Annotated in this window: 35 protein-coding genes and 7 pseudogenes; 23 read left to right on the plus strand and 19 right to left on the minus strand. The window is 51.6% G+C overall.

Annotated features, from left to right (window positions below):
• Positions 1-119 precede the first annotated feature (119 nt).
• A complete protein-coding gene (locus ABLU95_RS21595) occupies positions 120-389 on the minus strand; it encodes a DUF1161 domain-containing protein (RefSeq protein WP_257707904.1) in 270 nt (89 codons plus the stop codon).
• Between the two features lie 101 nt (positions 390-490).
• Between ABLU95_RS21595 and ABLU95_RS21600 the strand changes: the two genes are divergently transcribed.
• A complete protein-coding gene (locus ABLU95_RS21600) occupies positions 491-1,201 on the plus strand; it encodes a YnfC family lipoprotein (RefSeq protein ID WP_226327485.1) in 711 nt (236 codons plus the stop codon).
• On the opposite strand, the gene speG is transcribed toward ABLU95_RS21600, so the two are convergent.
• Both speG and ABLU95_RS21610 read right to left on the minus strand, forming a co-directional pair.
• Positions 1,195-1,755, minus strand: coding sequence for a spermidine N1-acetyltransferase (speG, locus tag ABLU95_RS21605; protein ID WP_004206037.1), 561 nt, complete (start codon positions 1,753-1,755; stop codon positions 1,195-1,197). The genes ABLU95_RS21600 and speG overlap by 7 nt on opposite strands.
• A 66-nt stretch (positions 1,756-1,821) precedes the next feature.
• Positions 1,822-2,163 (minus strand): DUF1283 family protein, encoded by a 342-nt coding sequence (locus ABLU95_RS21610; RefSeq protein ID WP_004206035.1) that lies wholly within the window; start codon positions 2,161-2,163, stop codon positions 1,822-1,824.
• A gap of 108 nt (positions 2,164-2,271) precedes the next feature.
• On the opposite strand from ABLU95_RS21610, the gene ABLU95_RS21615 reads away from it, so the two are divergent.
• From ABLU95_RS21615 to ABLU95_RS21630, 4 genes are all read left to right on the plus strand, one after another.
• Positions 2,272-2,634 (plus strand): YnfA family protein, encoded by a 363-nt coding sequence (locus tag ABLU95_RS21615; protein ID WP_072140454.1) that lies wholly within the window; start codon positions 2,272-2,274, stop codon positions 2,632-2,634.
• A 114-nt stretch (positions 2,635-2,748) separates the two neighbouring features.
• Positions 2,749-4,032 carry an MFS transporter gene (locus ABLU95_RS21620; RefSeq protein WP_277475494.1) on the plus strand — a complete coding sequence of 428 codons (1,284 nt, stop codon included), beginning with the start codon at positions 2,749-2,751 and terminating at the stop codon, positions 4,030-4,032.
• Positions 4,033-4,301: 269 nt separating this feature from the next.
• On the plus strand, positions 4,302-5,765 hold the full coding sequence (locus ABLU95_RS21625; RefSeq protein WP_348880391.1) for a fructuronate reductase: 1,464 nt from the start codon (positions 4,302-4,304) through the stop codon (positions 5,763-5,765).
• A 268-nt stretch (positions 5,766-6,033) separates the two neighbouring features.
• A complete protein-coding gene (locus tag ABLU95_RS21630; protein ID WP_048334875.1) occupies positions 6,034-6,465 on the plus strand; it encodes a universal stress protein in 432 nt (143 codons plus the stop codon).
• A gap of 51 nt (positions 6,466-6,516) precedes the next feature.
• Here ABLU95_RS21630 and ABLU95_RS21635 read toward each other — a convergent pair whose 3' ends face one another.
• Both ABLU95_RS21635 and ydfG read right to left on the minus strand, forming a co-directional pair.
• Positions 6,517-7,203, minus strand: a complete 687-nt coding sequence (locus ABLU95_RS21635; protein ID WP_004206025.1) for a GntR family transcriptional regulator — start codon at positions 7,201-7,203, stop codon at positions 6,517-6,519.
• A gap of 91 nt (positions 7,204-7,294) precedes the next feature.
• Positions 7,295-8,044 (minus strand): bifunctional NADP-dependent 3-hydroxy acid dehydrogenase/3-hydroxypropionate dehydrogenase YdfG, encoded by a 750-nt coding sequence (gene ydfG, locus ABLU95_RS21640; protein WP_023289559.1) that lies wholly within the window; start codon positions 8,042-8,044, stop codon positions 7,295-7,297.
• A gap of 130 nt (positions 8,045-8,174) precedes the next feature.
• On the opposite strand from ydfG, the gene dcp reads away from it, so the two are divergent.
• A complete protein-coding gene (gene dcp / locus ABLU95_RS21645) occupies positions 8,175-10,220 on the plus strand; it encodes a peptidyl-dipeptidase Dcp (protein ID WP_348880392.1) in 2,046 nt (681 codons plus the stop codon).
• A 222-nt stretch (positions 10,221-10,442) separates the two neighbouring features.
• Here the strand turns inward: dcp and ABLU95_RS21650 are convergent, their stop codons facing one another.
• The 10 genes and pseudogenes from ABLU95_RS21650 to ABLU95_RS21695 all read right to left on the minus strand — a co-directional run bounded on the left by ABLU95_RS21650 (position 10,443) and on the right by ABLU95_RS21695 (position 14,870).
• Positions 10,443-10,910, minus strand: coding sequence for a phage integrase Arm DNA-binding domain-containing protein (locus tag ABLU95_RS21650; RefSeq protein ID WP_023289561.1), 468 nt, complete (start codon positions 10,908-10,910; stop codon positions 10,443-10,445).
• Positions 10,891-11,148 carry an excisionase gene (locus ABLU95_RS21655; RefSeq protein ID WP_012541846.1) on the minus strand — a complete coding sequence of 86 codons (258 nt, stop codon included), beginning with the start codon at positions 11,146-11,148 and terminating at the stop codon, positions 10,891-10,893. The genes ABLU95_RS21650 and ABLU95_RS21655 overlap by 20 nt, the downstream gene beginning before the upstream one ends.
• A 59-nt stretch (positions 11,149-11,207) precedes the next feature.
• Positions 11,208-11,447 (minus strand): DUF4060 family protein, encoded by a 240-nt coding sequence (locus ABLU95_RS21660; protein ID WP_004184543.1) that lies wholly within the window; start codon positions 11,445-11,447, stop codon positions 11,208-11,210.
• Positions 11,448-11,454: 7 nt separating this feature from the next.
• Positions 11,455-11,763, minus strand: a complete 309-nt coding sequence (locus ABLU95_RS21665; protein ID WP_023289562.1) for a hypothetical protein — start codon at positions 11,761-11,763, stop codon at positions 11,455-11,457.
• A 146-nt stretch (positions 11,764-11,909) separates the two neighbouring features.
• Positions 11,910-12,371: pseudogene (locus tag ABLU95_RS21670) on the minus strand (DUF550 domain-containing protein); the annotation flags it as partial.
• A pseudogene (locus tag ABLU95_RS21675) lies at positions 12,364-12,594 on the minus strand (hypothetical protein); the annotation flags it as partial. The pseudogenes ABLU95_RS21670 and ABLU95_RS21675, both read right to left, overlap by 8 nt.
• A gap of 320 nt (positions 12,595-12,914) precedes the next feature.
• On the minus strand, positions 12,915-13,412 hold the full coding sequence (locus ABLU95_RS21680) for a PIN domain-containing protein (protein ID WP_241516072.1): 498 nt from the start codon (positions 13,410-13,412) through the stop codon (positions 12,915-12,917).
• 38 nt (positions 13,413-13,450) lie between these two features.
• Positions 13,451-14,167, minus strand: coding sequence for a hypothetical protein (locus tag ABLU95_RS21685; protein ID WP_032428826.1), 717 nt, complete (start codon positions 14,165-14,167; stop codon positions 13,451-13,453).
• Positions 14,168-14,367: 200 nt separating this feature from the next.
• A complete protein-coding gene (locus tag ABLU95_RS21690) occupies positions 14,368-14,466 on the minus strand; it encodes a YoaK family small membrane protein (RefSeq protein WP_241516104.1) in 99 nt (32 codons plus the stop codon).
• A 17-nt stretch (positions 14,467-14,483) separates the two neighbouring features.
• On the minus strand, positions 14,484-14,870 hold the full coding sequence (locus tag ABLU95_RS21695) for a helix-turn-helix domain-containing protein (protein WP_023289567.1): 387 nt from the start codon (positions 14,868-14,870) through the stop codon (positions 14,484-14,486).
• A gap of 161 nt (positions 14,871-15,031) precedes the next feature.
• On the opposite strand from ABLU95_RS21695, the pseudogene ABLU95_RS21700 reads away from it, so the two are divergent.
• From ABLU95_RS21700 to ABLU95_RS21715, 4 genes and pseudogenes are all read left to right on the plus strand, one after another.
• Positions 15,032-15,082, plus strand: a pseudogene (locus ABLU95_RS21700) (Rha family transcriptional regulator); the annotation flags it as partial.
• A 24-nt stretch (positions 15,083-15,106) separates the two neighbouring features.
• A complete protein-coding gene (locus ABLU95_RS21705; protein ID WP_032429148.1) occupies positions 15,107-15,307 on the plus strand; it encodes a hypothetical protein in 201 nt (66 codons plus the stop codon).
• Positions 15,300-15,542, plus strand: coding sequence for a hypothetical protein (locus ABLU95_RS21710; RefSeq protein WP_241516071.1), 243 nt, complete (start codon positions 15,300-15,302; stop codon positions 15,540-15,542). Before ABLU95_RS21705 ends, ABLU95_RS21710 begins: the two co-directional genes overlap by 8 nt.
• Positions 15,535-15,675, plus strand: a complete 141-nt coding sequence (locus ABLU95_RS21715; protein WP_023289570.1) for a hypothetical protein — start codon at positions 15,535-15,537, stop codon at positions 15,673-15,675. Before ABLU95_RS21710 ends, ABLU95_RS21715 begins: the two co-directional genes overlap by 8 nt.
• A gap of 50 nt (positions 15,676-15,725) precedes the next feature.
• Here ABLU95_RS21715 and ABLU95_RS21720 read toward each other — a convergent pair whose 3' ends face one another.
• The gene (locus tag ABLU95_RS21720; protein ID WP_023289571.1) at positions 15,726-16,478 is read right to left on the minus strand and encodes a hypothetical protein; all 753 of its coding nucleotides are present in this window, start codon (positions 16,476-16,478) and stop codon (positions 15,726-15,728) included.
• 400 nt (positions 16,479-16,878) lie between these two features.
• Between ABLU95_RS21720 and ABLU95_RS21725 the strand changes: the two are divergent.
• From ABLU95_RS21725 to ABLU95_RS21755, 7 genes and pseudogenes are all read left to right on the plus strand, one after another.
• Positions 16,879-16,998: pseudogene (locus ABLU95_RS21725) on the plus strand (DNA polymerase III subunit theta); the annotation flags it as partial.
• Between the two features lie 915 nt (positions 16,999-17,913).
• Positions 17,914-18,147, plus strand: a complete 234-nt coding sequence (locus ABLU95_RS21730; protein WP_023289573.1) for a hypothetical protein — start codon at positions 17,914-17,916, stop codon at positions 18,145-18,147.
• Between the two features lie 35 nt (positions 18,148-18,182).
• Positions 18,183-18,779, plus strand: a complete 597-nt coding sequence (locus ABLU95_RS21735) for a DUF1367 family protein (RefSeq protein WP_023289574.1) — start codon at positions 18,183-18,185, stop codon at positions 18,777-18,779.
• Positions 18,779-18,985, plus strand: a complete 207-nt coding sequence (locus tag ABLU95_RS21740) for a hypothetical protein (RefSeq protein ID WP_071787216.1) — start codon at positions 18,779-18,781, stop codon at positions 18,983-18,985. Before ABLU95_RS21735 ends, ABLU95_RS21740 begins: the two co-directional genes overlap by 1 nt.
• 2 nt (positions 18,986-18,987) lie before the next feature.
• Entirely contained in the window at positions 18,988-19,284 is a 297-nt protein-coding gene (locus ABLU95_RS21745; protein WP_241516103.1) for a DUF1364 domain-containing protein, read from the plus strand.
• Positions 19,281-20,096 carry an antitermination protein gene (locus ABLU95_RS21750; RefSeq protein WP_348880393.1) on the plus strand — a complete coding sequence of 272 codons (816 nt, stop codon included), beginning with the start codon at positions 19,281-19,283 and terminating at the stop codon, positions 20,094-20,096. The genes ABLU95_RS21745 and ABLU95_RS21750 overlap by 4 nt, the downstream gene beginning before the upstream one ends.
• 281 nt (positions 20,097-20,377) lie before the next feature.
• Positions 20,378-20,677, plus strand: a complete 300-nt coding sequence (locus ABLU95_RS21755; RefSeq protein ID WP_348880394.1) for a hypothetical protein — start codon at positions 20,378-20,380, stop codon at positions 20,675-20,677.
• A gap of 147 nt (positions 20,678-20,824) precedes the next feature.
• Here ABLU95_RS21755 and ABLU95_RS21760 read toward each other — a convergent pair whose 3' ends face one another.
• Positions 20,825-21,184, minus strand: a complete 360-nt coding sequence (locus tag ABLU95_RS21760) for a CHAP domain-containing protein (protein WP_071787217.1) — start codon at positions 21,182-21,184, stop codon at positions 20,825-20,827.
• Positions 21,185-21,462: 278 nt separating this feature from the next.
• Here ABLU95_RS21760 and ABLU95_RS21765 point away from each other — a divergent pair, with 278 nt between their 5' ends.
• Positions 21,463-21,738: a hypothetical protein gene (locus ABLU95_RS21765; protein ID WP_141650796.1), complete on the plus strand. Its 276-nt coding sequence runs from the start codon at positions 21,463-21,465 to the stop codon at positions 21,736-21,738.
• 507 nt (positions 21,739-22,245) lie between these two features.
• Here the strand turns inward: ABLU95_RS21765 and ABLU95_RS21770 are convergent.
• Positions 22,246-22,782 carry a hypothetical protein gene (locus ABLU95_RS21770; RefSeq protein WP_023289579.1) on the minus strand — a complete coding sequence of 179 codons (537 nt, stop codon included), beginning with the start codon at positions 22,780-22,782 and terminating at the stop codon, positions 22,246-22,248.
• A gap of 91 nt (positions 22,783-22,873) precedes the next feature.
• Between ABLU95_RS21770 and ABLU95_RS21775 the strand changes: the two genes are divergently transcribed.
• Together ABLU95_RS21775 and ABLU95_RS21780 are read left to right on the plus strand one after the other, a co-directional pair.
• A complete protein-coding gene (locus ABLU95_RS21775) occupies positions 22,874-23,470 on the plus strand; it encodes a recombinase family protein (protein ID WP_023289580.1) in 597 nt (198 codons plus the stop codon).
• A 313-nt stretch (positions 23,471-23,783) separates the two neighbouring features.
• A complete protein-coding gene (locus ABLU95_RS21780) occupies positions 23,784-24,509 on the plus strand; it encodes a DUF1353 domain-containing protein (protein ID WP_241516069.1) in 726 nt (241 codons plus the stop codon).
• A 72-nt stretch (positions 24,510-24,581) separates the two neighbouring features.
• Here ABLU95_RS21780 and ABLU95_RS21785 read toward each other — a convergent pair.
• Positions 24,582-24,807 (minus strand): annotated as a pseudogene (locus tag ABLU95_RS21785) (DinI-like family protein).
• A gap of 10 nt (positions 24,808-24,817) precedes the next feature.
• Between ABLU95_RS21785 and ABLU95_RS21790 the strand changes: the two are divergent.
• The 3 genes and pseudogenes from ABLU95_RS21790 to ABLU95_RS21800 all read left to right on the plus strand — a co-directional run.
• Positions 24,818-25,054, plus strand: a pseudogene (locus tag ABLU95_RS21790) (helix-turn-helix domain-containing protein); the annotation flags it as partial.
• Between the two features lies 1 nt (position 25,055).
• Positions 25,056-25,274 (plus strand): annotated as a pseudogene (locus ABLU95_RS21795) (S24 family peptidase); the annotation flags it as partial.
• A gap of 1 nt (position 25,275) precedes the next feature.
• The gene (locus tag ABLU95_RS21800; protein WP_241516068.1) at positions 25,276-26,541 is read left to right on the plus strand and encodes a Y-family DNA polymerase; all 1,266 of its coding nucleotides are present in this window, start codon (positions 25,276-25,278) and stop codon (positions 26,539-26,541) included.
• Position 26,542 lies beyond the last annotated feature (1 nt).

Below are 26,542 nucleotides of genomic sequence, written 5' to 3' on the forward strand. Positions count from 1 at the left end.
GAAGGGCCGCCGCGTCATTAACAAACGCCGGGGTGAGCGATAATACGTTATGGGTAGCCGGCAGATCTTATCCCTGGTCAATGCAGGGATAAGATCTTTCGTTTGAAAGCGAGGCGGGCTTACTGAGCGTCGTTTTCGGCGGGACTGTCGCTGTTACGGGTGTAGGTGATTTTGAATGTGTCGTTGGCGCAATGACCCACCACCTGAGCGCCGGGCTGGTCCGCCTGGTCGTTTGGCACAATGGCCAGACTGAAGGCCGTTTCCGGTACGCCATTGTTAATGATCTTCTGTTGAATATCATTTTTGACCCGTTCACAGGAGTCGGGGGCCGCCAGCACGGTCGTGGAGCACAGCAGCAGCACGGCGCCTGTCCAGAGGGATAGTTTCATCTTACGCTCCTTATCGATGGTATCCAGATTTAAGCATAGCAGAACTGGTGTAAACAATTGTATTTGCTAATATGATTGGATGTACACAAAAGGAATCACCTGTGAAAAGACTGTATTGGTTGATCCCCACCGCGCTGCTGCTGACGGCGTGCGACCGCGAAAGCGCCCCGGAAGCCTTCACCCCGGAGATGGCGAGTTTTTCCAATGAGTTTGAGTTCGATCCGCTGCGCGGTCCGGTGAAGGATTTTAGCCAGACGTTACTGGACGAACACGATGTGGTGGTCAAGAAGGTGAGCGCGCAGCTGTCAAAAGAGGGATGTTTCGATCTGCTGACGCTGGAGGATGTGGAGAATAACACCGGCGCCACGCTGCTGCTGGACGCCAACTATTACGTCGATGGCCGCACCCATGAGAAGCGGCTGCGTCTGCAGGGGAAATGTCAGCTGGCGGAGATGCCCGCCACCGGCGTGAGCTGGGAAACGGATGATAACGGCTTTATTATCAGCGCCCGCGGCAAAGAGACTACCGCCACCTACCGTTACGACAGCGATGGCTATCCGCTGGGGAAAACCACCACCGCCAAAGAGGAGCGATTTACCGTCGCCTCCACGCCGTCGAAGGATCCGCGCAAGAAAATGGACTATACCGCCATCAGCACCTTCAACGACCGCACGCTGGGCACGGTGCGCCAGACCTGCGACTACGATCGCCATAACAATCCGCTGAGCTGTGAGCTGCAGGTGATCGATGAAAGCGTGCAGCCGCCGCTGACCCGCCACTACACGATTAAAAACCGCATTGATTATTACTGAGCCGTCGGCTTCAGCAGAGACGGGCCCGGCGTTTTGTGTTCCGCCAGATACTGATGCTGAAACAGACACATGCGGATGGTGTTGCGGTACTCGCCGTTAATGAAAAATTCATGGATCAGTTCACCCTCGACCATAAAGCCGAGCTTGCGGTAAATATGGATCGCTTTTTCATTCTCTTTATCCACAATCAGATACAGCTTATACAGATTGAGCACGGTAAAGCCATAGTCCATCGCCAGCCGTGCGGCGCGGGTGGCGAGGCCTTTTCCCTGGAAGTCGGGTGAGATGATGATCTGAAATTCGGCCCGGCGGTGTACATGGTTGATCTCCACCAGCTCCACCAGTCCGGCTTTATCGCCATTGCATTCGATCACAAAGCGACGCTCGCTTTGATCGTGAATATGCTTGTCGTACAGATCGGAAAGCTCAACGAAGGCTTCATAGGGCTCTTCAAACCAGTAGCGCATCACGCTGGCGTTGTTGTCGAGCTGGTGAACAAAGCGCAAATCTTCGCGCTCAAGGGGGCGGAGTCTGACGTGTAGCGCGTCGGTCATGGGTATTCCTGTGGTCAAAGCGGAAAAGAGGGGGCTGAAAGGCGGCGCCCGCAGGCGCCAGCGTGCTCAGGGATTGATCGCCCGGCCGGTGCGGCGGTCAAGGCAGCGCAGGGTGTTTGGTTCCCAGTAGGCATTGACGTTGGCGCTCTTCTGGCAGTTATCCTGCGCGTCAAAGGCGACATCGGTTTTGTCCCACTCTTTTTCCGCCCGTTTGTTCACCTTCTGGCGCAGGCTGCGGGTGTCGTTCCATTGCTCTTTTTCCATCGACGCCTGCTGACGGCTTTGCGCGCTGTCGCCGGACTCAATCACCAGCCGGTCGGTGGCCGCGAACGAGCTGGAGGTATAGACGACGGCGCTTAACGCCAGAATGGCGGTCAGGCACCAGCGTTTGTTCAGTGTCATGTTCATCACGATTTCCTTTAAGTGATGGGTTAACCCTCAGGTTAAGTTTACTACAGCTCTTTTGCCGGGCATAGCCGACGAAACAGCGTAGGGAAAGGGCTATTATCGCGTAGAATAGTTCAACGCTTTGTCTCTTTTACGAATCTTTTAATGCTCAAAACAACGCTGCTGTTCTTTGCCACCGCCCTGTGTGAAATCGTCGGCTGCTATCTGCCGTGGCTATGGTTAAAGCGCGGGGCCACGCCGCTGCTGCTGATCCCCGCCGGCCTGGCGCTGGGGCTGTTCGTCTGGCTCCTGACGCTCCATCCGACCGCCAGCGGGCGGGTATATGCCGCCTACGGTGGCGTCTACGTTTGTACGGCATTGCTCTGGCTGCGGGTCGTTGATGGGGTCAAATTAACCCATTATGACTGGGCGGGCGCGGCCATCGCCCTGTGCGGCATGCTGATCATCGTGGCGGGCTGGGGACGAGCGTAAGCCCGTCTTGTGTGATCCCTGCCACTTTTTTAAACCCTAATTCTTGTATGGTAGTCGACCTGTTGCCTTACTTATCAGACATCATATTGGGTTATGACTCTGTAAGGAATCACGATGGCTATTGAGATATTTGCCCCACAGGCGGGCGCGACGCCGCTGCGCATCCGTCGGGTGCAGAAGATCACCCTGACGCTGCTGTTTATCGCCGGGATCGTTAACTTTCTTGACCGCTCTTCCCTGAGCGTCGCCGGGGAGGCGATACGCGCCGATCTGGGTCTGAGCGCCACCGAGTTCGGGGTGCTGCTCTCCGCTTTTTCTCTCTCCTATGGCTTCGCGCAACTGCCCTCGGGCATTTTGCTGGATCGCCTCGGACCGCGGGTTGTGCTGGGCGCCGGGCTGATATTCTGGTCTGCGATGCAGGCCCTGACCGGGATGGTCAATTCATTCTCGCATTTTATTCTGCTGCGCATTGGCCTCGGGATCGGTGAAGCGCCGTTTATGCCCGCCGGGGTGAAATCGATCAACGACTGGTATGCGCAAAGAGAGCGCGGCACGGCGGTGGGGATATTTAACTCCTCGACGGTGCTGGGGCAAGCCATCGCCCCGCCGGCCCTGGTCATCATGCAGCTGGCCTGGGGCTGGCGGACAATGTTTGTGGTGATTGGTTTGGCCGGTATTCTGGTCGGCCTGTGCTGGTATGTGGGATACCGTAACCGGCGGCAATTTACCCTCCAGGAGGAGGAGCAACGCTATCTGGCCAGCGAGGAGGCGGCCCGGCCGGCGCTGAAACTGAGCGAATGGCTGGCGCTGTTTAAACGGCGTACCACCTGGGGGATGATCCTCGGCTTCTCCGGGGTGAACTATACCGGCTGGCTATATATCGCCTGGCTGCCCGGCTATTTGCAGGCTCAGCAGGGGTTAAGCCTGGCGCGCACCGGCTGGGTGGCGGCGATCCCGTTCCTCGCCGCGGCGGTGGGAATGTGGGTCAATGGTCTGGTGGTCGACGCCCTGGCGCGCAGAGGCTACGACCTGGCGAAAACCCGCAAAACGGCGATCGTTGCCGGTCTGGTGCTGTCGGCGCTGGGAACGTTGCTGGTGGTGCAATCGTCCACGCCGACCCAGGCGGTGGCGTTTATCTCCATGGCGCTGTTCTGCGTCCATTTCGCTGGCACCTCCGCCTGGGGATTGGTACAGGTGCTGGTGGCGGAGCATAAAGTGGCGTCGGTGGCGGCGATCCAGAACTTTGGCAGCTTTGTGTTTGCCTCCTTCGCGCCGATAGTCACCGGCTGGGTCGTGGATACCACCCATTCTTTCAATCTGGCGCTGGTGATCGCCGCCGGGGTGACCTTCGCCGGGGCGCTGTGCTACTTCTTTATCGTCAAAACCCGCATCGATTAACCGACCAGGAAGCCACAGGCCCGCAGGGAGGCGCGGCCTGCGCCATGCTCCATCTTCTCTTACCGCTTCGCGGCGGATTATCTCCTGCCATCCCAGAGATTTTGTGATCGCTCGCCAGCAGCCACAACCCGGCAAAAGCTTCTTGTATGGTAGTTGACAGAAATCAAAGATGTTATACCAATTGCGTGAGATGGTTGAGGCACAAAGGCATTCTCCTCGAGAGTTATCCCAGAGAATGGTTGATGAGCCACATAACAACGAGAGTCATCATGGAAAACACCCTCTTAACCGCTAACGCCATACAGCCGGACTGCGATCGCCGCGCGCTGGTTCCCCGTATCGTCCATCTGGGTTATGGCGCGTTCCACCGCGCCCATCAGGCGGTCTACGCCGATATACTGGCCAGCGAGCACTGCAGCGACTGGGGCTACACTGAAGTCAACCTGATTGGCGGCGAGCAGCAGATCGCCGATCTCCGGCAGCAGGATCTTCTGTACACCGTGGCAGAAATGTCCGCCGACGCGTGGACCGCGCGCGTGGTCGGGGTGGTGAAGCAGGCGCTGCACGCCCAGGTCGATGGTCTCGAGGCCGTGCTTTCGGCGATGTGTGAGCCACAGGTGGCCATTGTCTCCCTGACCATTACCGAGAAAGGCTATTGCCATTCGCCAGCCAGCGGCGAGCTGCAGCTCGATCACCCGCTGATCGCCGCCGATCTCGCTAACCCGCGCCAGCCGAAATCGGCAGTGGGCGTGGTGGTGGCGGCCTTAGCGCGTCGCCGGGCGGCAGGGCTGTCGGCCTTTACCGTGATGTCCTGCGATAACATGCCGGAAAACGGTCATGTGATGCGCAACGTCGTCTGCGCCTACGCCCGGGCGCTGGACGCGGATCTCGCCGCATGGATAGAACAGAATGTCACCTTTCCGTCGACCATGGTGGACCGTATTGTCCCGGCGGTGACGGCGGAAACCCTCGATAAAATTGAACAGCTGACCGGCGTGCGCGACCCGGCTGGCGTGGCCTGCGAGCCTTTCCGCCAGTGGGTGATTGAGGATAACTTTGTCGCCGGACGTCCACAGTGGGAGAAAGCGGGGGCGGAGCTGGTCGCCGATGTGGTGCCTTTCGAAGAGATGAAGCTGAGGATGCTCAACGGCAGCCATTCGTTCCTCGCCTATCTCGGCTATCTGGCCGGTTATCAGCATATCAACGACTGTATGCAGGATGACAACTACCGCCGCGCGGCGCTGGCGCTGATGCTGGACGAGCAGGCTCCGACCTTGAAAGTGCAGGGGGTGGATCTGTCACACTATGCCAGTCTGCTGATTGACCGCTACTGCAATCCGGCGCTCAAACACCGTACCTGGCAGATTGCCATGGACGGTAGCCAGAAGCTGCCGCAGCGTATGCTGGACTCGGTACGCTGGCACCTGGCGCACCAGCATGACTTCACGCTGCTGGCGCTGGGCGTGGCGGGCTGGATGCGCTATGTCGGCGGTGTTGACGACGCCGGCCAGGCGATCGAAATTTGCGATCCGCTGCTGCCGGTGATCAAGGAGGCGGTTGCCGCCAGCGCCGATGGCGAAGCGCGCGTCAAAGCGCTGTTGGGCATTGAGGCCATCTTCGGCCGTGAACTGCCGCAGGAAGCGCGGTTCGTCTCGGCGGTGACCCGCGCCTATGTTGCGCTGCAGCGTCAGGGGGCCAAAGCGACCGTTGCCGCATGGGCTGAGGCGCAATAATCGTTTATTCCCGGTGTCGGTCATGGGGTCGACACCGGCTCTTCTGCTGTTTCCGCACGGTTCCGCTGATATATCTTTTTTTGCTGTCGATTGCTTTTAGCAGACTAAAAATATGATCGACCGCAATGTCCTTACATAACTCTATATTTCCCTGATTTACTAAAGATAATTAGCTGTTATTTTTCCGAATAAAGGCTGGTCATTCACCGCAAAAATGGCATAGTTAAGTTATTGAAAAATCACTTTCTCTGGAAAAGGAGTGCGGGCCATGTATAAAAAGATTTTATTGCCTGTTGATGTTTTTGAAATGGATTTAAGCGATAAGGCAGTGCGTCACGCGGAATTTCTCGCGTCGGCGGAAAATGGCGAAATCACCTTGCTCAACGTTCTGCCGAACAGCAGCCGTTCGTTATTACGCGGGTTTACGGCGGATATTCGTAAATTCGAAGCCTATATGCAGGAAGAGTCGGAGAAAAAGATGCGCGAGGTGGCGCGACTGTTCGACATACCGATGTCGCGGATCCATACCCGGGTCGTCTTTGGTAACGTGCGCGATGAAATTCTGGCTATCAGTAACAACGAAGCGTTCGATGTGATAGTGATTGGCTCCCGCAAACCGGGGATCTCCACCCATCTGCTGGGCTCCAACGCCGAATCCATTTTGCGCTACGCCAAAACGCCGGTGCTGGTGGTCAGATAATCCTTTCCATTACGACGGCTGCGTCTGCCTTATTTCGCAGCCGTCTGATCCTTACTCTTCGCTAAACCAGTCGCGATTCTCCTGGCGGATCAACAGCACGGATTCGCTGATTTCATGCAAATGAATACTCATGGCTTTCTCGACCGCCTCGGCGTCGCGTTTTTCCAGCGCGGTGAAAATTTCATGATGCTGGCGCAGCAGCATCTCCGGGGAGGAGACATGGTCGAGGCTCATGTAGCGCACGCGGTCAATAGCGGCTTTGATGTTTTCCACCGTATCCCAGGCCAGCTGACAATCGGCAATAACTGACAACTTCTGGTGAAATTCATCATCAAGCAGGAAAAAGTCGTTTAACTGCTGACGGTCGACGGCAATACGCTGCTGATGAAGATTCTGCTCCAGCTGATAGACTTGCTCATCGTTAATCATGCCAGCGGCACGGCGGACCACCGCGCATTCAATCGCCTGGCGGACAAAGCAACCATTGCGCACCTGAGACAGGGAAATTTTGTTGACGTAGCTGCCGCGCTGGGGACGGATCTGGATAAGTCCATTCTCCGCCAGCTTAATAAAGGCCTCGCGCACCGGCTGACGAGATACCGCAAAACGCACGGAGACTTCTTTCTCCGACAGCGGCGTGCCAGGCGGGATCAGGCAGTGAACGATATCCCGGCGGAGGATGCGATAAATTTGCTGATTGACGGGTTGCGTCGGATTCAGTTGCGATTCTGCGGCCATTGATGGTTACTTTTTATGGGGTTATGCGCACTATTTTACGCGTTTTTTGCGGTTCCGCCCATACCCGGCCAGCAGGCCGGGTGGCTGACGGTTAGCCCTGGCGGTGAACGCTGAGTCCGGCAAAGCTCTGGCTCACCGGCATCATCTCCAGGGTGTTGATGTTGACGTGTTTCGGCAGGGTGGCCACCCACCAGACCGCCTCGGTCACATCTTCCGGCGTCAGGGCTTCGGTGTTCTCGTAGGTTTTACCGGCTTTGGCGTCATCGCCTTTAAAGCGGACGTTCGAGAACTCCGTGCCGCCCACCAGACCCGGCTCGATGTCGGTGACGCGCACCGCGGTGCCGTGCAGGTCGGTGCGAAGATTGAGGCTGAACTGACGGACGAAGGCTTTGGTCGCCCCATAGACGTTACCGCCGGCGTAAGGCCAGCAGCCTGCCGTGGAGCCGATGTTGATGATGTGGCCGCGATTGCGCGCCACCATGCCCGGCAGGACGGCGCGGGTCATGTACACCAGCCCTTTATTATTGGTGTCGATCATATCTTCCCAGTCTTCCACGCTGGCGCGGTGCGCCGGCTCCAGACCGAGCGCCAGACCCGCGTTGTTCACCAGCACATCGATTGCCTGCCACTCGGCGGGCAGGTCGGCAATCAGCGTCTCAATAGCGGCGCGGTTGCGAACGTCCAGTTGCGCGATATAAAGATTATCGCCCAGCTCGTCTTTCAGCGTCTTCAGGCGCTCTTCGCGACGTCCGGTCGCAATCACTTTATGACCGTTAGCGACAAAACGGCGAGTAATACTTTCACCAAAACCGGCAGTGGCGCCGGTGACCATGATAATCATCTTACTGTTCCTCAACGCTTTTTGTGTTTTCATACCATAGCACGCACAGGCGGCGACCGGTAACGGAAATCATTGCGACCCCTTAAGGAGAAGCCTAATCTTACAGGATAAGCCTGTACAGGAGAGAAAGATGTCCGAACAAAACCCCTTTTTTAGCGTCAGTCTGTTGCCTTACCAGGCGCCGCGGTTTGATCTGATTGAAGACAGTCACTATCGGCCGGCGTTTGATGAGGGCGTCCGGCAGCAGCGCGAGGAGATCCGCGCCATTATCGACAATCCGCAGCCTGCCAGTTTCGCCAACACGCTCGAGGCGCTGGAGCAGAGCGGACAGCTGCTGGTGCGGGTGACGCGGGTCTTTTTCGCCATGGCCAGCGCCCATACCAACCCTTATCTGCAATCACTGGATGAACAATTTTCCGCCGAGCTCGCCGGGCTGGGGAATGACATCTGGCTCAACGAGGCTTTATTCCAGCGGGTGAACAGCGTCTACGAGCAGCGCGAGACGCTCTCGCTTGACGGCGAATCCCGGCGTCTTCTGACCCTGACATGGCAACGCTTTGTTCACGCCGGGGCAACGCTGGCCCCGGCGCAGAAGGCGGTGCTGCGCGCCCTGAACACCGAAGCGGCCGCTTTGCAAAGTCAGTTCCAGCAGCGGCTGCTGGGGGCGGCGAAAAGCGGTGGCCTGGTGGTCGATGACCGGCATCAACTGGATGGCCTGACCGATGAGGAGATAGCGGCTGCGGCCGACGCGGCGCGCGAAAAAGGGCTCGGCGATCGCTGGCTGCTGACGCTGACCAACACCACCCAGCAGCCGCAGCTGCTTGCGCTGCGCGACCGGCAAACGCGGGAGAATCTCTTCGCCGCCGGCTGGACGCGCAATCAACAGGGCGATGAGCATGATACCCGTAGTCTGGTGCTGCGGCTGGCGGCGATCCGCGCGCAGCAGGCGGAACTGCTGGGGGCGGCAAATTACGCCAGCTGGGCGCTGACCGATCAGATGGCGGCTTCTCCGGCGGAGGCATTGGGCTTTATGCGTCAGATCGCGCCGGCGGCGCGGGCGAGGGCGGAACGTGAGCTGGCGGATATCCAGCAGGTGATCGACAACGAAGGCGGGGAGTTTCGCGCGCAGGCATGGGACTGGCTCTACTACAGCGAGCAGGTGCGGCGGGCTGCCTATGCCATTGATGACGCACAGCTCAAACCCTATTTTGCCCTCGAGCGCGTGCTGCAGGACGGCGTCTTCTGGACGGCATCGCAGCTCTTTGGGCTCCGCTTCGTGGAACGCTTTGACATCCCGGTGTACCACCCGGATGTGCGGGTTTGGGAGATCTTCGACCACAATGGCGAAGGGATGGCGCTGTTTTACGGTGATTATTTCGCGCGCGATTCAAAGAGCGGCGGCGCCTGGATGGACGTGTTTGTCGAACAGTCGACCCTGCGGGAGCAGCGCCCGGTTATCTATAACGTCTGCAATTATAGCCGGCCGCAGAGCGGACAGAGCGCGCTGTTGTCATGGGATGAGGTGATCACCCTGTTCCATGAGTTTGGCCACGCCCTGCACGGACTGTTCGCCAGCCAGCGCTATGCCAGCCTCTCCGGGACCAATACCCCGCGGGATTTTGTCGAGTTTCCGTCGCAAATCTTCGAACACTGGGCCAGCCATCCGCAGGTATTCGCCCACTATGCGAAGCACTATCGCTCCGGAGATCCGATGCCGGAGGCGCTGCGCGACAATATGTTGCGTGCGGCAACCTTCAATAAAGGGTATGACATGAGCGAGTTGCTAGCCGCCGCGCTGCTCGATATGCGCTGGCACACGCTGTCGACCACCGGATTTCCGGACGAGGTGGACGCATTTGAGCAGAGGGTACTCCGGGAAGAACACCTCGATCTGGCGGCCGTTCCCCCGCGCTATCGCAGCAGCTACTTCTCCCATATCTTCGGCGGCGGCTATGCGGCAGGCTATTACGCCTATCTGTGGACCCAGATGCTGGCCGACGACGGCTATCAGTGGTTTGTGGAGCAGGGCGGTTTGACCCGTGAGAACGGTCAGCGCTTCCGCGACGCGATTCTGTCGCGCGGCAATAGCGCTGATTTAGCTGAACTTTATCGCCAGTGGCGCGGGCACGATCCACAGATTGAGCCGATGCTGAAAAATCGTGGGCTGAATGCGTAGGGCCATTTCGCGCTGACACGATAACCGGGCGCGAAGCCCGGTTTTTTTCGATTTTTTCTTCCCCAAAATCCCTCCAAAACTTTTCCCCAAAATGAATCTTTAAATTTTGCTAAATTTGCATGGGGGTACGGCCCAATTTTTCACGTAGCTACACCTTTACTTTCACCCAATCAAGACCCCGATCGTTGTGATACTGTGCTGTCATTTTTTCTGATGAGTGTCCTAAAAGCTGTTGGGTATACCCTTGGCTTTATATTCGTCGGTAATGGCTGCAAGCATTTTCGTGGTTACTTCCTGTATCCCAACATCAGGAATCCGTTGTGCAAGAACACCGACGCATGTCTTTCTCGATTTGAGCGTATTAAGTTTTATTTCGTTATCACTGAGTCGCTCCTCTTGAATCTTTAGATAACGGTCTATCCATACCCGCATCCGTATGGATTTTTTTGAATTAACCTTTTTATGATTCACCATATCTATAAGGGCAAACGACTGAGCCGTTTCCTGTTGTGCCAGCAGGCGATTAAGTTCAGTTGCGGCCTGACTGGCCGCATCCTGATCAGTGCCAAACCCGATAAACTGACCGGTTAAGGGGTGCCGGTATTGCCAGTAAGTTTTGCTGTTACGTTTATCCAATTTGCAATAAAGATTTGGAATATTAACTTTGTGATCACGTGGTCTGGCTGCCATTAATTACTCGCTCCATTAGCGTTTTAACCGCTTTCGGCATGCGGGGTGGTAGAACCGGCGATGTGATTAAGCCTATGAATTTTGCATCTTCATCTATAACCCATCGCCGACCAAGCTTTAGCGCCCTCGGGATCGTTTGTCCCGTTTTTGCAATTCTGTGCAACGACGCTCTGGATGGCGGATGCTTAAACCCATTAGGACCGGAAGCCCAGTCTTCTAAGCTAACGAGCTGTCCCATGTAAACCTCCAGTTTGATAAATATGAGCCATCAAAGCCCGATAGGGTGATATTCCGATATCAGGAAACCTGACCGGGTAAATGCCGGAGCCGCCGGGCGCAGTTCATGGCCGTGGCCACGTAGCTGCAATTCCTATTAACGACCTCAACAGTGATTTTTGTGCCCTGAACCACGACGGTATAGGTCCGCTTCATTTTCTGCCGGCCATAATCGCCATAAAGCTCAACATGTTTTGCCAGCGCGGCATCGCACGCCTGACGGCCCAGCGGTGATTGTTTGCTTCGGTTAATCAGTCGCATATTCACCTCACACAAAAACATCAACTGGATCGCCAGCTGCGCGTGCGTTGTCGATCGCTTCCCGGCGGAGGCCGAGAACATAGCCAACGGGATCCCAACTGGACAGAATTGCATTGAGCTCTTTATGGCTGTGCCAGGTTGTCAGGCGCTTTTTAAGCTCGGTGGCGCAGGCGCGCACGTTAGCCCGGGTGGGGCCGGCCATCTTCATGCACAAGCACAAAGTCAGAAGCAGATCCGAATATTCGTCGGCGGCTGCGCGCAATGCTGCCGGGTCGATGCTGGCTTCCAGCTCGGGCAGGCGGTGTTTCAGGCTCATTTGGCACCTCCCTTACGACGAAGAGCCATTCTCAATCTGTTTTTCTCCAGTCTGGCTTTGCGTTGTGCGGGCGTTTCACGTTCGCGAGCGCGCGCATTTGATTCACGATTACGGCGGCGCCTGGCGTTGAGTGATTCGTCTTCGCTTCGTAAATGCATCCGAGGTTCCCCGTACTTTGGATCGGGCCACTGGCGCGCCTTATTTACCGCGAGCTTATCGATCATCGCCTGGGTAATCTGCTCGTCAGTGATTCCCGCTCTGCGCTGGGCATCCCACATCAGGAACTGCATATCAGCCCATTCGCTGTGGTCGTTAGGTTCCGCGGCAGCTTCAAGCGCTTCTATGCTGAGGTGTTTCAGTGGGCCAGCCGGACCAACATTGCCGAAGGTGGCATGTGACCATTCAGCGTGTTCGCGGCGAACCTGATTGCGAGCAAATGAGAACTCCCCCATCAGCGCTTCCAATGCGATTTCAGTAATACGCAAATACATAGCTGCGCGGAACGGATTGCTGAATTCACCCTCTTTTAAAAACTTCGACATTTCCGCCACGTCAGCACGGCACACGGCGATTAATTGCTCATTAGTGAAGGTGGCGATATCAGTCATTCCAGGCCTCCAGCTCGTTCTGAATTTCTTCATCAATAGCTTCGTTGCAGGCAAACGCATCAAGAATGAGCTTTGCGTCTTTGCGATAGTGCTCCCGACGTTCGTCGTACCAGTCTGAGAAATCCGACGACCAACCCTTAATACCAAAATCAGCTCGGGCGTTATCTTCTGCCATTCGTTCAACCATGCAGTTAGCCGTGGTGAGTGCAGCTTCGCGGATATAAACCTACTGCGCGTGAATAACTCCACCTCATCCGGTGTTTCGTATGCCGCCGGCAGCTACTTCGTGGGCTCCATGCCTAGGTGGTTTGGAATTAGTCTTGGAGATATCATGTTAAGTCTGGGGCTTAATATTTGTCAAGTCTGAAGCGAACGCGGTATGTAAGTTTTAGACTTAATCTTGATGATCGTGGGGATTGGAGGACATGAAATCCTGACGCTATGAACACATTTAGGGAGTTCGGGAAAAGGTTAGATGAGGAAGATGCATAAGACGGGCACAAAAAACCCGGCACGATGGCCGGGTACGGATTCTAAAGTTAACTAGTGAAGTTCTGAGGAAGCATCCGGACTCAAATCAATCAAAACTTGTATTGGAGCGGGATCTATATCTGCCAGACATTTGACTACTATTCCCATTTTTTTACATAAGTTGTAAACGCCTTTGTCATGAGTCCATACCTCATCAACATTGAGGGCTTTAGCAATAGAAATAATTTGTCTGTCAAATTTAACCATGTTCGCTGTATCAGATTTCATCATAAGCTTTAGTTCTTTTAGCGAAGGCATCTGGGCGCATTCAATTGCAGCGATTTCATCGAAGCTGACTATTTCAAAACAAGACTGTTGTTGAATCATATTAAGATGGGTTTGGTGATCTTTTTTATCTATACCCACGAGGTATTCGGCTAACACAGGAGTGGGGATGATAATAGTTCCACCACTATTTTCTATCATATCGATCAAAGCTTCGACTCTTCTAAGGGGATCGAGTATCTCCAACCCATTCTCAGGATTGGTTAACTGGCAACCATCCTTCATGCCAGTGATGGCCTGTACTAGAATGTTAGTATCGAATATTATTCGCAATTTAGCGCCCTTAAAGCTTTTAAGATGGCTTGAGTGTCATCTTCTTCTTTCCAATGATTACCTGGAGCATTCTGTAATGCTTTAAACGCAGTCTTCAAATTGGATTTTTCTAAAACTTCGTAGGATTGAATTATTAGTTTTTTAAGTTTCCACTTACCGTCTTTTTTTACCCACTCGCTTTCTCCTGAAACTCGTATTTGTTTAAAAAGAAGAGCTCCAAGTTTCGCAGCCATGATTGGTGTCGCCTCGCAATGGTATGTTTCACCACTAGCACCCTCAAGCTTAACTGGTGCAGACTCATCCTTGCCACCAACATTATAAAGTTTCCCTTGCACTTGGCCTTTCTTTCTTACAATGACAGATGGTTCTTCATTGATGGAAGGAAAATCAATTATGGTAACCTTGTCTTTGTTAATAAGTCTCGCTTCAAACCCATCCTGCGCTAATAAAGTAACTAATTTTAGATAAGAACTTCCTGATGTGGCTGCTTGTGACATTGAACGCTGTATGACGGCATCGTATGACGCTTGACTATCAACCCAGGTGTTCAGACATGCCGACCCCTCGCTCACATCCTTAAAGTGAACGGCATCCACTGAGCCATACAGGTCAGATAGAGCTGATAGATACTTACCTAGACGAGACATAGTAAGCTCATCGGGGCTAGTTCCATCAAGTTTTAAGGTCAGGCGATTATCTTTGCCCATGGATTTAACGTAACCTCAACATCTGTTAAAAAATTGCCCTTACGCAATTTTATTGTTGTGCATGACTCACAAGGCGTCAACGAGTTTGAGCGTTGAAAGATGGCATTTCTAAAACCACTTTTCACTCAAGAAACATACCATACCGTTTAGCTAGCTAGGTCTCCCGTATGCCAGAGGCATAGCTCACTGATAGCTCAGCATTAAACACCAGGATTGGCGTAACCACCCAGAATAAACCAAGCCAGAAATGCTACAGCAACGATAAAAACTATTACCGGGAAAGCTATACCGATTCTCATAAGGTAGCCATCAAATGTCACTCGCCATCACCCTTGATCCTCCGCCCCATGTACTTGGCGTATAACTCGTCGAGTTCCTTGAGGCGCAGTGACACGATCCGCAATATATTCTGCTGTTCTTCTTCCGGCAGTTGGCGGTATAGCTCCAGTAGGCGCTGTTCGTCTGGTTTAAGCCCGCCTTTTTCATCAACGTCCTCACCGAGCAACCAAGGTACCGAAACGCCAACTGCGTCAGCTACAGCCAGCGCTGACTTTTTGCTGATTACGCCTTTTTTAAACCAGCCGTTTACTGATTGCGGAGTTACCCCAGCAACCCTAGCCATATCGGATTTAGTCATGCCGCGCTTGTTCAACTCTGTAAGACGTTCAACAAGTATCGGATTAAGTACGGTTTTCTCTTTCATGTTTTGAAGAATAAGCCTTTTGCTTAAACTTGGAAATTCGTCTGGACCTTTACTTTTTATTAAGCCTTGGGCTTAATTTGATTTCATTTACAACGGAGATAACTATGAACGGGTTAACAAAAGCCATAAAGTCCGCAGGCACAGCTACCAAGCTTGCAAACATGTTGGGCATCAAACCGATGTCAGTTAGCCGCTGGAAAAACCGCTACCAGGGAGTCGTACCAGCAGATCGCGTTCTGCCTATTTTCACCGCCACCGGCATTGTGATCACCAAAGACGGTCCGCAGGTAAAAAAACTGCACCAGACAGAGCGGATGTGGGTCGTTGGCAAAAACGAGTTTTACCACAAAGAAACCGGGCGCCGTCACTTTGCAGAAAATACGCGCCGCCGGCTGCTGCTGGACACCATCAAGCCTGTCGGGGTGAAGCATGTTTAAACAGAACGAAAAATGTATCGCTCAAATTGCTGAGTATATCCCGCGCGCCTGCCGGGGTATGCAACTGCAGGAAGCCAAAGCGCGCCTGAAGAAAAAAATCGCGCTCTGTACCGATGACGGCTGTGATGCTGCAGTTCTTAACGCGGCGTTTGCATCAGCTCTTAACAGTCATACGTGGGAGTCATTTTTTTCGTGCATTGCCGCGCAGCTGCACGAGGAGGCCAGCCATGACTGAAATCACCGAACTGGCGCAGACAGCCAAAAAAAACGCTGAATGTGGTGAGCATCTTTCCCCAGCGGAGACCATAGAGCTGGTAGAGGCGCTTGAGAAGGCGCAGGGGATGGAAACCTACTGGAAAACTCAATGACGGAGGAAAACCGCCCAACGTGAGCAGCTAGTATGACCCGTGGGCGGGATTTATTTTTTATTTTTTCTTGTCCCGATTAACCCTAATTCTATAGCCCTATTATGAACCTCTATTAGGTGCGCTTTGACTGCATCAGGGACTGTTGAACTACCAAGTGTAAATTGCATATTATAATCAAGGAGTGATTCCAATTCGCGGTTTTCATCATTAGCCTTATTGAGTTCATTTTCCATTGATTTATATCTTTCCTGGTATGCGCTATTTTCCCCCAAAGCATGATTGAGTTTAGCTTTTTCTTGTGAAAGATGTAGGGAAAGTTCATCTCTCTCCTTTGTTATTTCTCCCATTCTTGATTGTGACTCTGTAATTTCTTCTTTCATTTTTTGAATGTTTTTCTCGTCACCAGTTTTAACTTTTTCATAGGTCACGTCATGCTTGGCTTTCAATCGCTGTAATCTTGTAGCGCGTTGAATCATTCTAGCCTGTTTGAAGTTATCGATTGAATCTGCATTATCAAGAGGTTTGCTTTGCAATTTTGTTATAGCATTATTAATCCACGGGAGTGCAAAGCATAAAATAAGTGACGACAATGCAGGGAAAACAATTACGTTCCACCAGTTGCTATTTTGTGAAATGTATTCTATTTTGTAGTAAATCCCATTATCAGCAAAAAACAAATAAAGTATTTGCTTCCAGTTAAATGCGCACCATGAAATTGCGAAGGCACCGAATGCAGGGTTTTTAACGCGATTCATTGCTGTGTTGAATGTTGATGTCGTGAATTCTTTAAGTGATTCTAACATGATAATCCCATATGTTTTTTATGGCAGTATACCGTTATGGTAGCACTCAGTCACCAGGCAAAAAAATGCCCTGACGAACCGGGCGAAACAGGGACGATGGAAAGTGCCGTCCTTGGCTGGGTGTCACAGGATTTACAGCATGAAGTCATCGCAATGTCGTCCTGCTGTAAAAAGGGCGATGGTCAGAAAGGGAATAACTGCCACCGCCAAACTTGCACTGGAACTACGGTTATCACGGTCCTGGGGCGTGATTAGGTTGTGCCATAAAAAGGACACTAGTGTTTTTGCCAAGGCTGTTTGTGGGGGTCATCGGGAGGTGTCAAGGTTGGGTTGCCAGGCAGATTTCTGGGATACTAGTGGAACTAGACTCTGGGGGAAAAACACAGCAAGATAGAACTAGCGGTACCAGCGCTTGCGCGAGTACCTCATGGAGCGAGTTAGCTACTACCGCGAGCAGAGCTTACAACTTCCGCGAGCGAGCGATGCGCGCTACATCGAAATGGTAGAATTGAATAAAAAAATAAGGAGAGTAATGGAGCGACAAATTTTAGTTTTTCGCGGCGAATTCGATTCTTACGTTACTTGCCAGCCATATGTTGGAAGAATCCCTCCTGAAATACGGTCCATAGTTTTAGAGAATGAAAAATATTCTTTAACAGTGTATCCGTACGAAGGAGAAAACTATCTGGTTGCCCACCAGAGCGAGATAAAACGGGAATCACTTGAGGAAGCGATCAAGCTTTATAAACCGAAGCCATTAAATTGATTTTACGTTATCAACCAGCCATAACCATGTCATCGGAGCTTGAACAACTCCGGTGACCTGTGCGCTCTACATGCAGCACTTTAGCTTTCAGGAAGTAACGCGTGCGGCAACAACTAACACGACGATTTCTTATGTTCCACTTCCACCTTACCTGCGATAAGGGGTCGCTTTCGTCCTGGCGCACACTATCAGGAGGAGGCCAGGCAGAACATCAGAAGTTCCACCTCATTATCCAAACCTGCACCGGTGTTTATTAACACTTGTTCCTTGTCGTTAACCATTACTCATCTTTTGCCAGAAGGGCGGTGCAATATGTCATGTAGATATTTCCAAATAATTTGGATTTTAATGCTGCAAAACCTTCGGTTACTTTAACTAAATATCATATTTTGCTATTTCATCACTGCATTGATCAAATAGGGACTTGTACAACACACAAAATATGCCTTTGGCCAACGTGCAAAGCTTTTACCTCCGTCAACCGGTAAAAATAAACAAAAGCACCAAAGTTTCGATTTTGATTATCTCCTTTGAAAATAGGGGCTTGTAGGACGATCTTCATCTGCCATCATATCTTCCGCTACCATGAAATTTTCACATGTAAGTGATTTAACATTAATTTATACTGTATAAAAACACAGTATATGGTTTTGCTTCCGGGAGGTAGGGATGCGCAATGAGAGTAATGAGTACTACGATCTGGTTAAACGTTCTACAGGTGAAGTTGTTGGCAGCATCAGGGCAGCAGGCCGGGTTCTGGTATACACGGCAAATGGTGTTACTTCTATGCGACCACTGCTTGAGGACGAGGGAGTATTTAATCTCAACGCAATGACCATTTTTCTGCATCGCCTCGGCTACCGGGTTATCCCGCCTTCTGATAATATGAAATCAACGGCCTGAACAACCGTTGACCTACTGCGCCACGGAGAGAAACCATGGCGCAATTGCACTTAATAAAGCAGTCACAAGGTTTACTGATCCCTGCCACGCAGGAGACCAGCGAATTTCTACAATCAAAATGCAAGCTCGGCTCCGTTCTGGAGGCCGATTATAAGCTTGTCCGTAATCCGGCGTTTCACCGCCGTTACTTTGCTTTACTCAATCTCGGTTTTGAATATTGGGAACCTACCGGCGGGGCGATTTCGTCTAATGAGCGCAGGCTAATCACAGGTTACGCCAAATACCTTGCTGCATATGGCGGGAGTGAATCGGCGTTGCTTGATGCCGCCGGGCAATATCTCGACCGAATAGCCGAGAAGCGATCCGGCTATATCAGTATTTGCAAATCTTTCGATGCTTACCGGGCGTGGGTCATCGTTGAAGCCGGCCACTATGACGCCATACAGCTGCCGGACGGCACGCTGAAAAAACACCCTCGCAGCATTTCTTTCGCAAGCATGGACGAATGCGAGTTCCAGGAACTGTACAAAGCATCGCTGGATGTTCTCTGGCGGTGGATCCTCTCTCGTTCGTTCAACAGCCTGCAGGAAGCTGAGAACGCCGCCAACCAGCTTTTAAGCTTCGCGGGGTGATGCCGATGAAACACTCATGGTTTCACCATCTCGAATGCACAACGCAGCAGGCCGACGAACTAATGGCGAGATATCGCCAGCGGGGCGTAAAGGTCGAACGAAGCTTAAACCCTGACTTTATGACATGGACCGTCAGCGCGCAGCTGGTGGAGGACAAAAATCCGCCGCGGCCAGACTCTCGCTGGCGCAACAGGATGTGGGGGTGAGTATGGCGAACCTTCACAAAGCGGCCCGAGGCCGCGAATGCACAGTACGGATCCCCGGGTATTGCAATGGCAATCCGGAAACCAGTGTTCTGGCGCATTACCGCCTGGCGGGTACCTGCGGAACTGGATGCAAGCCGGACGATACCCAGGGAGCAATTGCCTGCATTGCTTGCCACGATCTCATTGATGGCAGAAAGAAAACCACTGATTACACCCGCGACGAACTGCGCCTGATGCATGCGGAAGGCGTGCTAAGAACTTTGGCTATATGGAAAAAAGAGGGGTTACTGAAAGCATGAAACTCGAAGCATCCTTAAAACATTTCAGCCCTCAGGGTATGCACATCAGCGATGACGTGAAAAGCACAACACCAAATCGCCTGACCGGAACAGATGTTATGGCGGCCATCGGTACCACCAGCAGTCGTGCACGATTCGGCTTGGCTGCATTTTTCGGTAAAGCTGGCATCAGCAAGACAGATGAGCAGTTGGCCGTCCGGGCGCTAGCGCGGTATGCGATTGAAACCGCACCGAAGAACGTACGCAAAACAGCTGGTAAAGAGCTGGGGCGCTGCTGCCTGATTTTGGCGCAGTTTGCCTTTGCGGAGTATTCCCGGTCCGCGGAAACAACGGGAGTCTGCAGGGTATGCAATGGCACCGGAAAGATTGAAACCACTACCACGGAACGCAAAGTTTCTAATCCGTGGGGCAAAGCACCATATTGGGCTAAAAAGTCCCGTGCTGTTCGTCCGTCCGACTGGGATAAGTGGAATGAAGTAAAAGCCGTCTTCAGCGCTAAGTGTGAAGCCTGTGACGGTAAGGGGAAAATAAATGCTCGCTGCCGCTGTGGTGGTTCTGGCCGGGTTCTGGACCGCAAAGCGACAAGAGAGCAGGGAGCTCCGGTATATAAAATCTGTGAGCGCTGTTCGGGGAATGGCTTTTCAACGATGCCATCTACTGATGCTTATAAAGCGATTCTGACGCTTATCCCAGACCTGCACATCAGAACATGGACCCGCAACTGGAAACCTTTCTGCGATGCGCTGGTGGACGTATGCTGGAAGGAAGAGCGTCATGCAGACAAAGAATTTCAGCAATCGACCAATTTTTAAAACGATAGTGACAATATTTTGCTTTTTCGATACGCAGGGCTTGATTTTGTCCGAAGTTGTCGCGTATGCTCTCAATCATGGTGTATAGCGCCTGAACGAAACTAATCATCAAAACCCTGCTTCGGCGGGGTTTTTGCTTTTCTTGGGGGCTGCAGCCATCGGTAAATCCATGAGGTATTTGTTTTAAATTAGCGGTGATCTTACGGAGGTTGGTTTACTCTTTAAGTTGTAGTAACTCTTAGTCACTACATACAGCATAATTTATCTCTGGAGGCATACAAATGATAACCCCGGATACAGTTCAGGAACCCTCTGACGAAGAAATTGAAGAAGCGACAAAATTGCTCAATGATTTTTTTGAAGAGGCTCAAGAGGCCCAGATACAAGGTAGTTTTGCTGATGCATGTGTGGTGTTCAGCAAGTATAAGGAAAAACTTGAAGCTGCAGCTAAAATTGCTGCCTTCTTCGGGCCTAAAGGTAGGCTTGCTAGTGCTGCGATACTTGCGTTCGTAGGAGTTTGTAGCAGCGTCTGTTCGCTTGCTGGCAAACAGTTACAGGTGGATAGCCCTGCTAAATATTAATTTCCCTAACTGCAACAATTATCTTTTTCATGGTTGTTATTGTTCGTTATTTCAATCGTTGAGGGAATTAGGGCTCGCAATCGCGAGCCCTTTATACGTTGTTAACTGATTTGTATGGCATTATCTATTTGCAATTTCACTTTTAAATCAGGCATGCCGAAAAATGATGAAAGGAGGGGCTGCATTTCTGTATGCCAGCCCCGGATACATTGTTCGCTGAATGAAATCACTAACCCAGCTCTCTCCATCATAGATGCAAACATGGCCATACGGGTGGTTTGTTATCGGCTGGATTACAGCAATATCTCCAATATCAATACTGACAATAGCGTACTTAAAACCGGCTGCGAATAAAGTATTCCCCATATCCTTGGCAAAAGGAGTTCTGGGGATAGCAAGTCCACCATGGTGAATTGCATCAGTAACATATCGAGCGCATAACCCGGTACTATGGTTTTCTGCATGGTTTCTGGCATATTGCGCTGCTAAATATCTATCCCAAGGCATATTTAATCCTTATTTATCTCTAAATAAAAATCCTCATCGAGGGCCAGGAAATCTCAACACCAATATAATTATTAATGCTTTTTGACGATTCGCTGAGAATATTTATCAGAACCAGCTAGTAACTTGGCTTAATGAGACTAGGACACCAGACTCTCTGCAATCCGGTCAGGGCTCTTGGGTAGAGACGTGTTGCACGACACGTTAAAGCCCATGCGCGAGAGCCCTGAACCAGATTGAATAACGCAACTATTTTGAATTAGCTGTCTGGGGTATTTGCCATGAAGAAAGCAAAAGTGCTGGCACCCATAACCGCAGATACCAGCAGGATTGAAAGTAAGATTTCTGAGTTACTTGAGGGGCTTCCCGAGCATGTCCCGGACAAGCTTATCGATATGGTTAAGTGCTTGATTGTCAATGTCAGATTTGTTAATGACCCTCCCGCAGTTGGCGCAGGTGGTTCCCTCAATATCCTCTACACTCTTGATTTCGACCTCACTGAGTACAGTGAGATTTTGGCCGCAGCCAAGGCACTTAAAGTCAACCTTGCTCATTAGATAATCTCCTTGTCAGTATTGTGGTCTTCTCAAATCAACAATATCAGACAGGTCCAAAAGCCGCCACATGACGGCAACTACGATACACGGGCATGAGCATTAACGCTTAAATAAGTCCTTATAAGTGCCAGATTGCTCGCCTGGCCGCCAGACCTACGAAACAGGGCACACAATAGGTAAGAGCATTTGACATTTGAGGGCTGTTCCACCCTAACAGATGTCGAGCCAAACCAGAGCTCTTTCCGTTGTGGCTTTTTCTGATGCTAGTTGGTTCGGTTGCGGCGGATACCAAGGCGACGAAGGAACTGCTGACGCACAGCACCACAACCCAATCCCTCTACCTTGGGACCATTGCGGCTATCCTCGCTGCACTGGCAGCGTGCATTACTGGCCATTAAAAGTAACTTTTAAAAAAATTTGCATGAACCAGTAATTCACAGACTTAAACGGAACTTTGCTCCGCCGTTATTGAGATAATCACTTGGCCGGAACGGCAAAAGTAACTTTTCACTCAGGAGCGTCAATGAGCAAAATCATGGTGGTCATCGGGCTAGCACTCTGCGTGTGGGTATTTGTTCGGTATTGGTTGTAGTAGTCGCCATATTGGATGCTGCGCACTTGCGCGGCCTTTTTCATTTCAGGCTCACGGGAACCATCTTCGATACGACCTGTTGTTAAATCATCCCGATGGGCCTGACCCCTTTTACCGGTCGCGGTGAGTGTGCCGCTGATATTGATGTATTCATCTGCGAGAGCATCGTCGGCTGTGCTACGAACGAACGTCGCAGAGCCGGGCGGAATGTTCGCGATATCCGCCTGCGCTTCCGTGAGGGTCATATACTGACGGCTCAACGGAACCAGGTTGCGCCGGATATCGTCCAGCGTAGTCGAAATCCGCGACATGATACCTCGCCAGGTATCCAGATCAGCCCCGGAGCGGTCAGGGAAAACCAGTGCCAGGCTATTCAGCAAATTATCCAGGCGAGTGGCGTTATCGAGCAGCACCGCGGGCGAAGTGCTCCCAAGAGGCGGATCAAAGGCCATGTTTTTTTGCTCCAAAACGGTATTCGCCCAAACGAGGGTTTGAGCGAATGGCAGCGGCCTTTTACAATCAGCTATTTCAAGGAATTAGATCGTGCTGATTGGCTATGCGAGGGTATCAACCGGGGATCAAAACCTCGATTTACAGAAAAACGCGCTGATCCGCGCAGAATGTGAGCTGGTTTTTGAGGATATGGCCAGCGGGAAAAATGCCCGGCGGCCAGGGTTAAAGCGCGCCTTACGCAGGCTTAAGCCCGGCGATGTGCTGGTGGTCTGGAAACTGGACCGACTTGGCCGCAGCGTGCGCGATCTGATTACGCTCGTGTCGGAGCTGCAGGCTCGCGGGGTAAATTTCCGCAGTCTGACCGACAGCATCGATACCAGTACGCCAGCAGGCCGCTTTTTCTTCCACGTCATGAGCGCCCTGGCAGAAATGGAGCGCGAGCTGATCGTCGAGCGTACCCGCGCCGGTTTAGCCGCAGCGAGGGAGCAGGGGAGAGTCGGTGGCCGTCGCCGAGTAATGACCACTGAAGTTGTGGAGCGGTGTCGCAGAATGCTGGAGAACGGCGCTACCAGGCAGCAGATCGCAGATGTGACAGGGGTGGGGGTGAAGACGATTTACAAATACCTCCCGGTGCAATACAGCGATAAAAAATCCACAAATCAGACAGCATTGAGGCAACGAAACTGATTTCTGACAGCGTGTCACCTGCCGCATAGTGTCGTCGAATCCAAAGAACAGGGTACATCGCCCAGCTCGGGTATTCCGTCGCAGCATTCTGCAAAATCTCTTCCGCCTTCATAAATTTGTTGTGGTCCGTCAGCAGATCGCAGACGTGAGTGCGGTAGAGAGGTGGATATTTTTATTTTATTTGATATTTAAGAGTTTCTATCTTCTTCTTTGTTAATTTTTAGGCGATGAATTTTTTTTTAAAAATACCAAGGAAAATTTTGTGTATTGACTAATGTATATAGTGGTTGATATTTTTTATAAAGGAGGGGGTATGTTACGTAAAAAAAGAGAAATCAACCTGATAATTCATAAAGTAATTCTAATTCTTGTGTGTTTTTTATTTCAATCGTTTCTTTGTGATTCTTACGCTAATCAACCGATAGATTTAAAAACTAACGAGGTAAAACGTAGCTCTTTCTTGTTAACCGACAATGCTACCCTCTTTAAGGCTCCTGGGCCTGCAATTTCAATTTCTCTGAATGATGGTGTATATGAGTATTTGTATTCGGATATGATTTATGAGATTGGAAATACAGGAGAAAAGATTGTTATTCCTGCGGGGTTTGTTACAGACTTTGCTTCTATACCTCCCGAGCTATCTCGTTTGGGGCTCAAGTCAAAGGGAGAGTACGGGCGAGCAGCAGTGGTGCATGATTATCTTTATTGGACCCAAGTATGCACTAAAGATCAAGCAGATAGAATATTGGTGTTAGGAATGAAGGAAAGTGATGTAAATGTGGTAAAGCGCTTCTTTGTCCATACTGGCGTGCATGATTTTGGCAAGCATTCTTGGCAGAAGAATTATAGAGAGAAAAATGCGGGTTTAATAAGATTCATCCCCAAGGAGTATTTTCCTTTAATAATTGAAAAATATCCAAATATCAAATGGAAAGAGCTACAGAAGAAGTTAATATTGGATGGGGTAAAAGATCCGGTTATCGCTAAGAACCCGACTTATTGCCACTATGGTGATAGTTTTGTGGTTCCTAAAAGATAAAGTAATAAATAGAGGCTATAAATACAAGGTATAGCCTCTATAATTATATTCACACTAACTATATAATACAAATCAACGCACAAACCAGTCGTCCGCCGTCTCCCAGGTATTTTGCAACGTTTCTTCCACAAACTCCTTCGCGATTTCCTTATTGGTCGCCCACAGCACACTCAAACCGTCGTTGCTGGCCGTCTTCACGATCACTTCAACATCATCGTACTGCTCGCTAATCCGTCGGGTCATTTCTTCTTTCAAAGCATGTATTGAACCCTTTGGCAATGCTGATCTCTACACGCATGATGATCACCTTCCACTTCATGAGCGCCCTGGCGGAAATGGAGCGCGAGTTGATAGTGGAGCGTACCCGAGCCGGTTTAGCCGCTGCGAGGGAGCAGGAGAGAGTCGGCGGACGCCGCCGGGTAATGTCCACTGAGGTTGTGGAGCGATGCCGCAGGATGTTGGGTACGGGCGCTACCAGGCAGCAGGTAGCCGATGAGACAGGGGTGGGGGTGAAGACGATTCATAAATATTTTCCAGCCGGTTAAGGAAGGTGATCTTCTGGTCGTGGATAGCTCAAGAACAGCAGTTCATGGCGATATCGTTATTGCTGCTGTGGATGGGGAATTCACCGTTAAGAAGCTGCAACTGCATCCGCGGGTTCAGCTTAACCCAATGAACCCTGCATATTCGCCGATAGTCGTCGGTAGCGAGGATACTCTCGATGTGTTCGGGGTCGTAACTTACATCATCAAATCGGCTGGCTGAGATGTTTGCACTTTGCGATGTGAACTCATTTTACGCATCCTGCGAAACTGTATTTCGTCCTGACCTGAAGGGGCGGCCGATAGTCGTTCTGTCAAACAACGACGGCTGTGTGATCGCCCGTTCGCAAGAGGCGAAGCCCTTCGTCAAAATGGGTGAGCCTTATTTCAAGCAAAAGGACATATTTCGCCGGCACGGTATTATCGCGTTTAGCAGCAACTATGAGCTTTATGCCGATATGTCCAACCGAGTGATGACAACACTGGAGGAACTCTCTCCACGCTGCGAAATTTACAGTATTGATGAGGCATTTTGCGATCTTAATGGTGTGCGAAACTGTCGCGATCTTACCGACTTTGGCAGGGAAATTCGCGAGACGGTTCTGCGCAGGACGCACCTCACGGTCGGCGTCGGCATAGCCCAGACTAAAACCCTGGCGAAGCTGGCCAATCACGCCGCGAAACAGTGGCAGCGGCAGACCGGAGGCGTGGTTAATTTGTCGAATCTGGAACGGCAGAGAAAGTTGATGGCTTTGCTTCCGGTGGATGAGGTCTGGGGGGTTGGGCGCCGTATCAGTAAAAATCTGGAGACAATGGGCATTAAAACGGTACTGCAGCTGGCGGATACCGATATCCGTTTTATCCGGAAGCATTTTAATGTTGTGCTGGAAAGAACAGTGCGGGAGCTGCGCGGAGAGCCATGTCTCGGTCTTGAGGAGTTCGCGCCGGTAAAGCAGGAAATCGTGTGCAGCCGTTCGTTCGGCGGCCGTATCACTGAATACCATGAGATGAGACAGGCTATATGTTCATACGCATCGCGAGCTGCGGAGAAGCTCCGTGGCGAGCATCAGTATTGCCGGTTTATCTCCGCTTTTGTCAAAACCAGTCCCTTTGCGCTGAACGAGCCATACTACGGGAACAATGCATCAGTAAAGCTGCTTACACCGACCCAGGATAGCCGGGACATCATCACTGTGGCGACGAAATGTCTCGATGCAATCTGGCGAGACGGGCATCGCTACCAGAAAGCAGGCGTAATGCTGGGAGATTTCTACAGCCAGGGCGTAGCGCAGCTCAACCTCTTCGACGACAACGCACCGCGGAAGAACAGCGAGAAACTGATGGAAGTTCTCGACCATCTCAACGCAAAGGATGGCAGGGGTACACTGTATTTTGCAGGGCAGGGGATCCAGACCGCCTGGCAGATGAAGCGAGAAATGCTTTCGCCGCGCTATACTACGAGGTTCTGTGACCTGCTCAAAGTCAGGTGAC

The organism is Klebsiella sp. GG_Kp146, from assembly GCF_040061975.1.
Taxonomy (GTDB): Bacteria; Pseudomonadota; Gammaproteobacteria; order Enterobacterales; family Enterobacteriaceae; genus Klebsiella; species Klebsiella quasipneumoniae.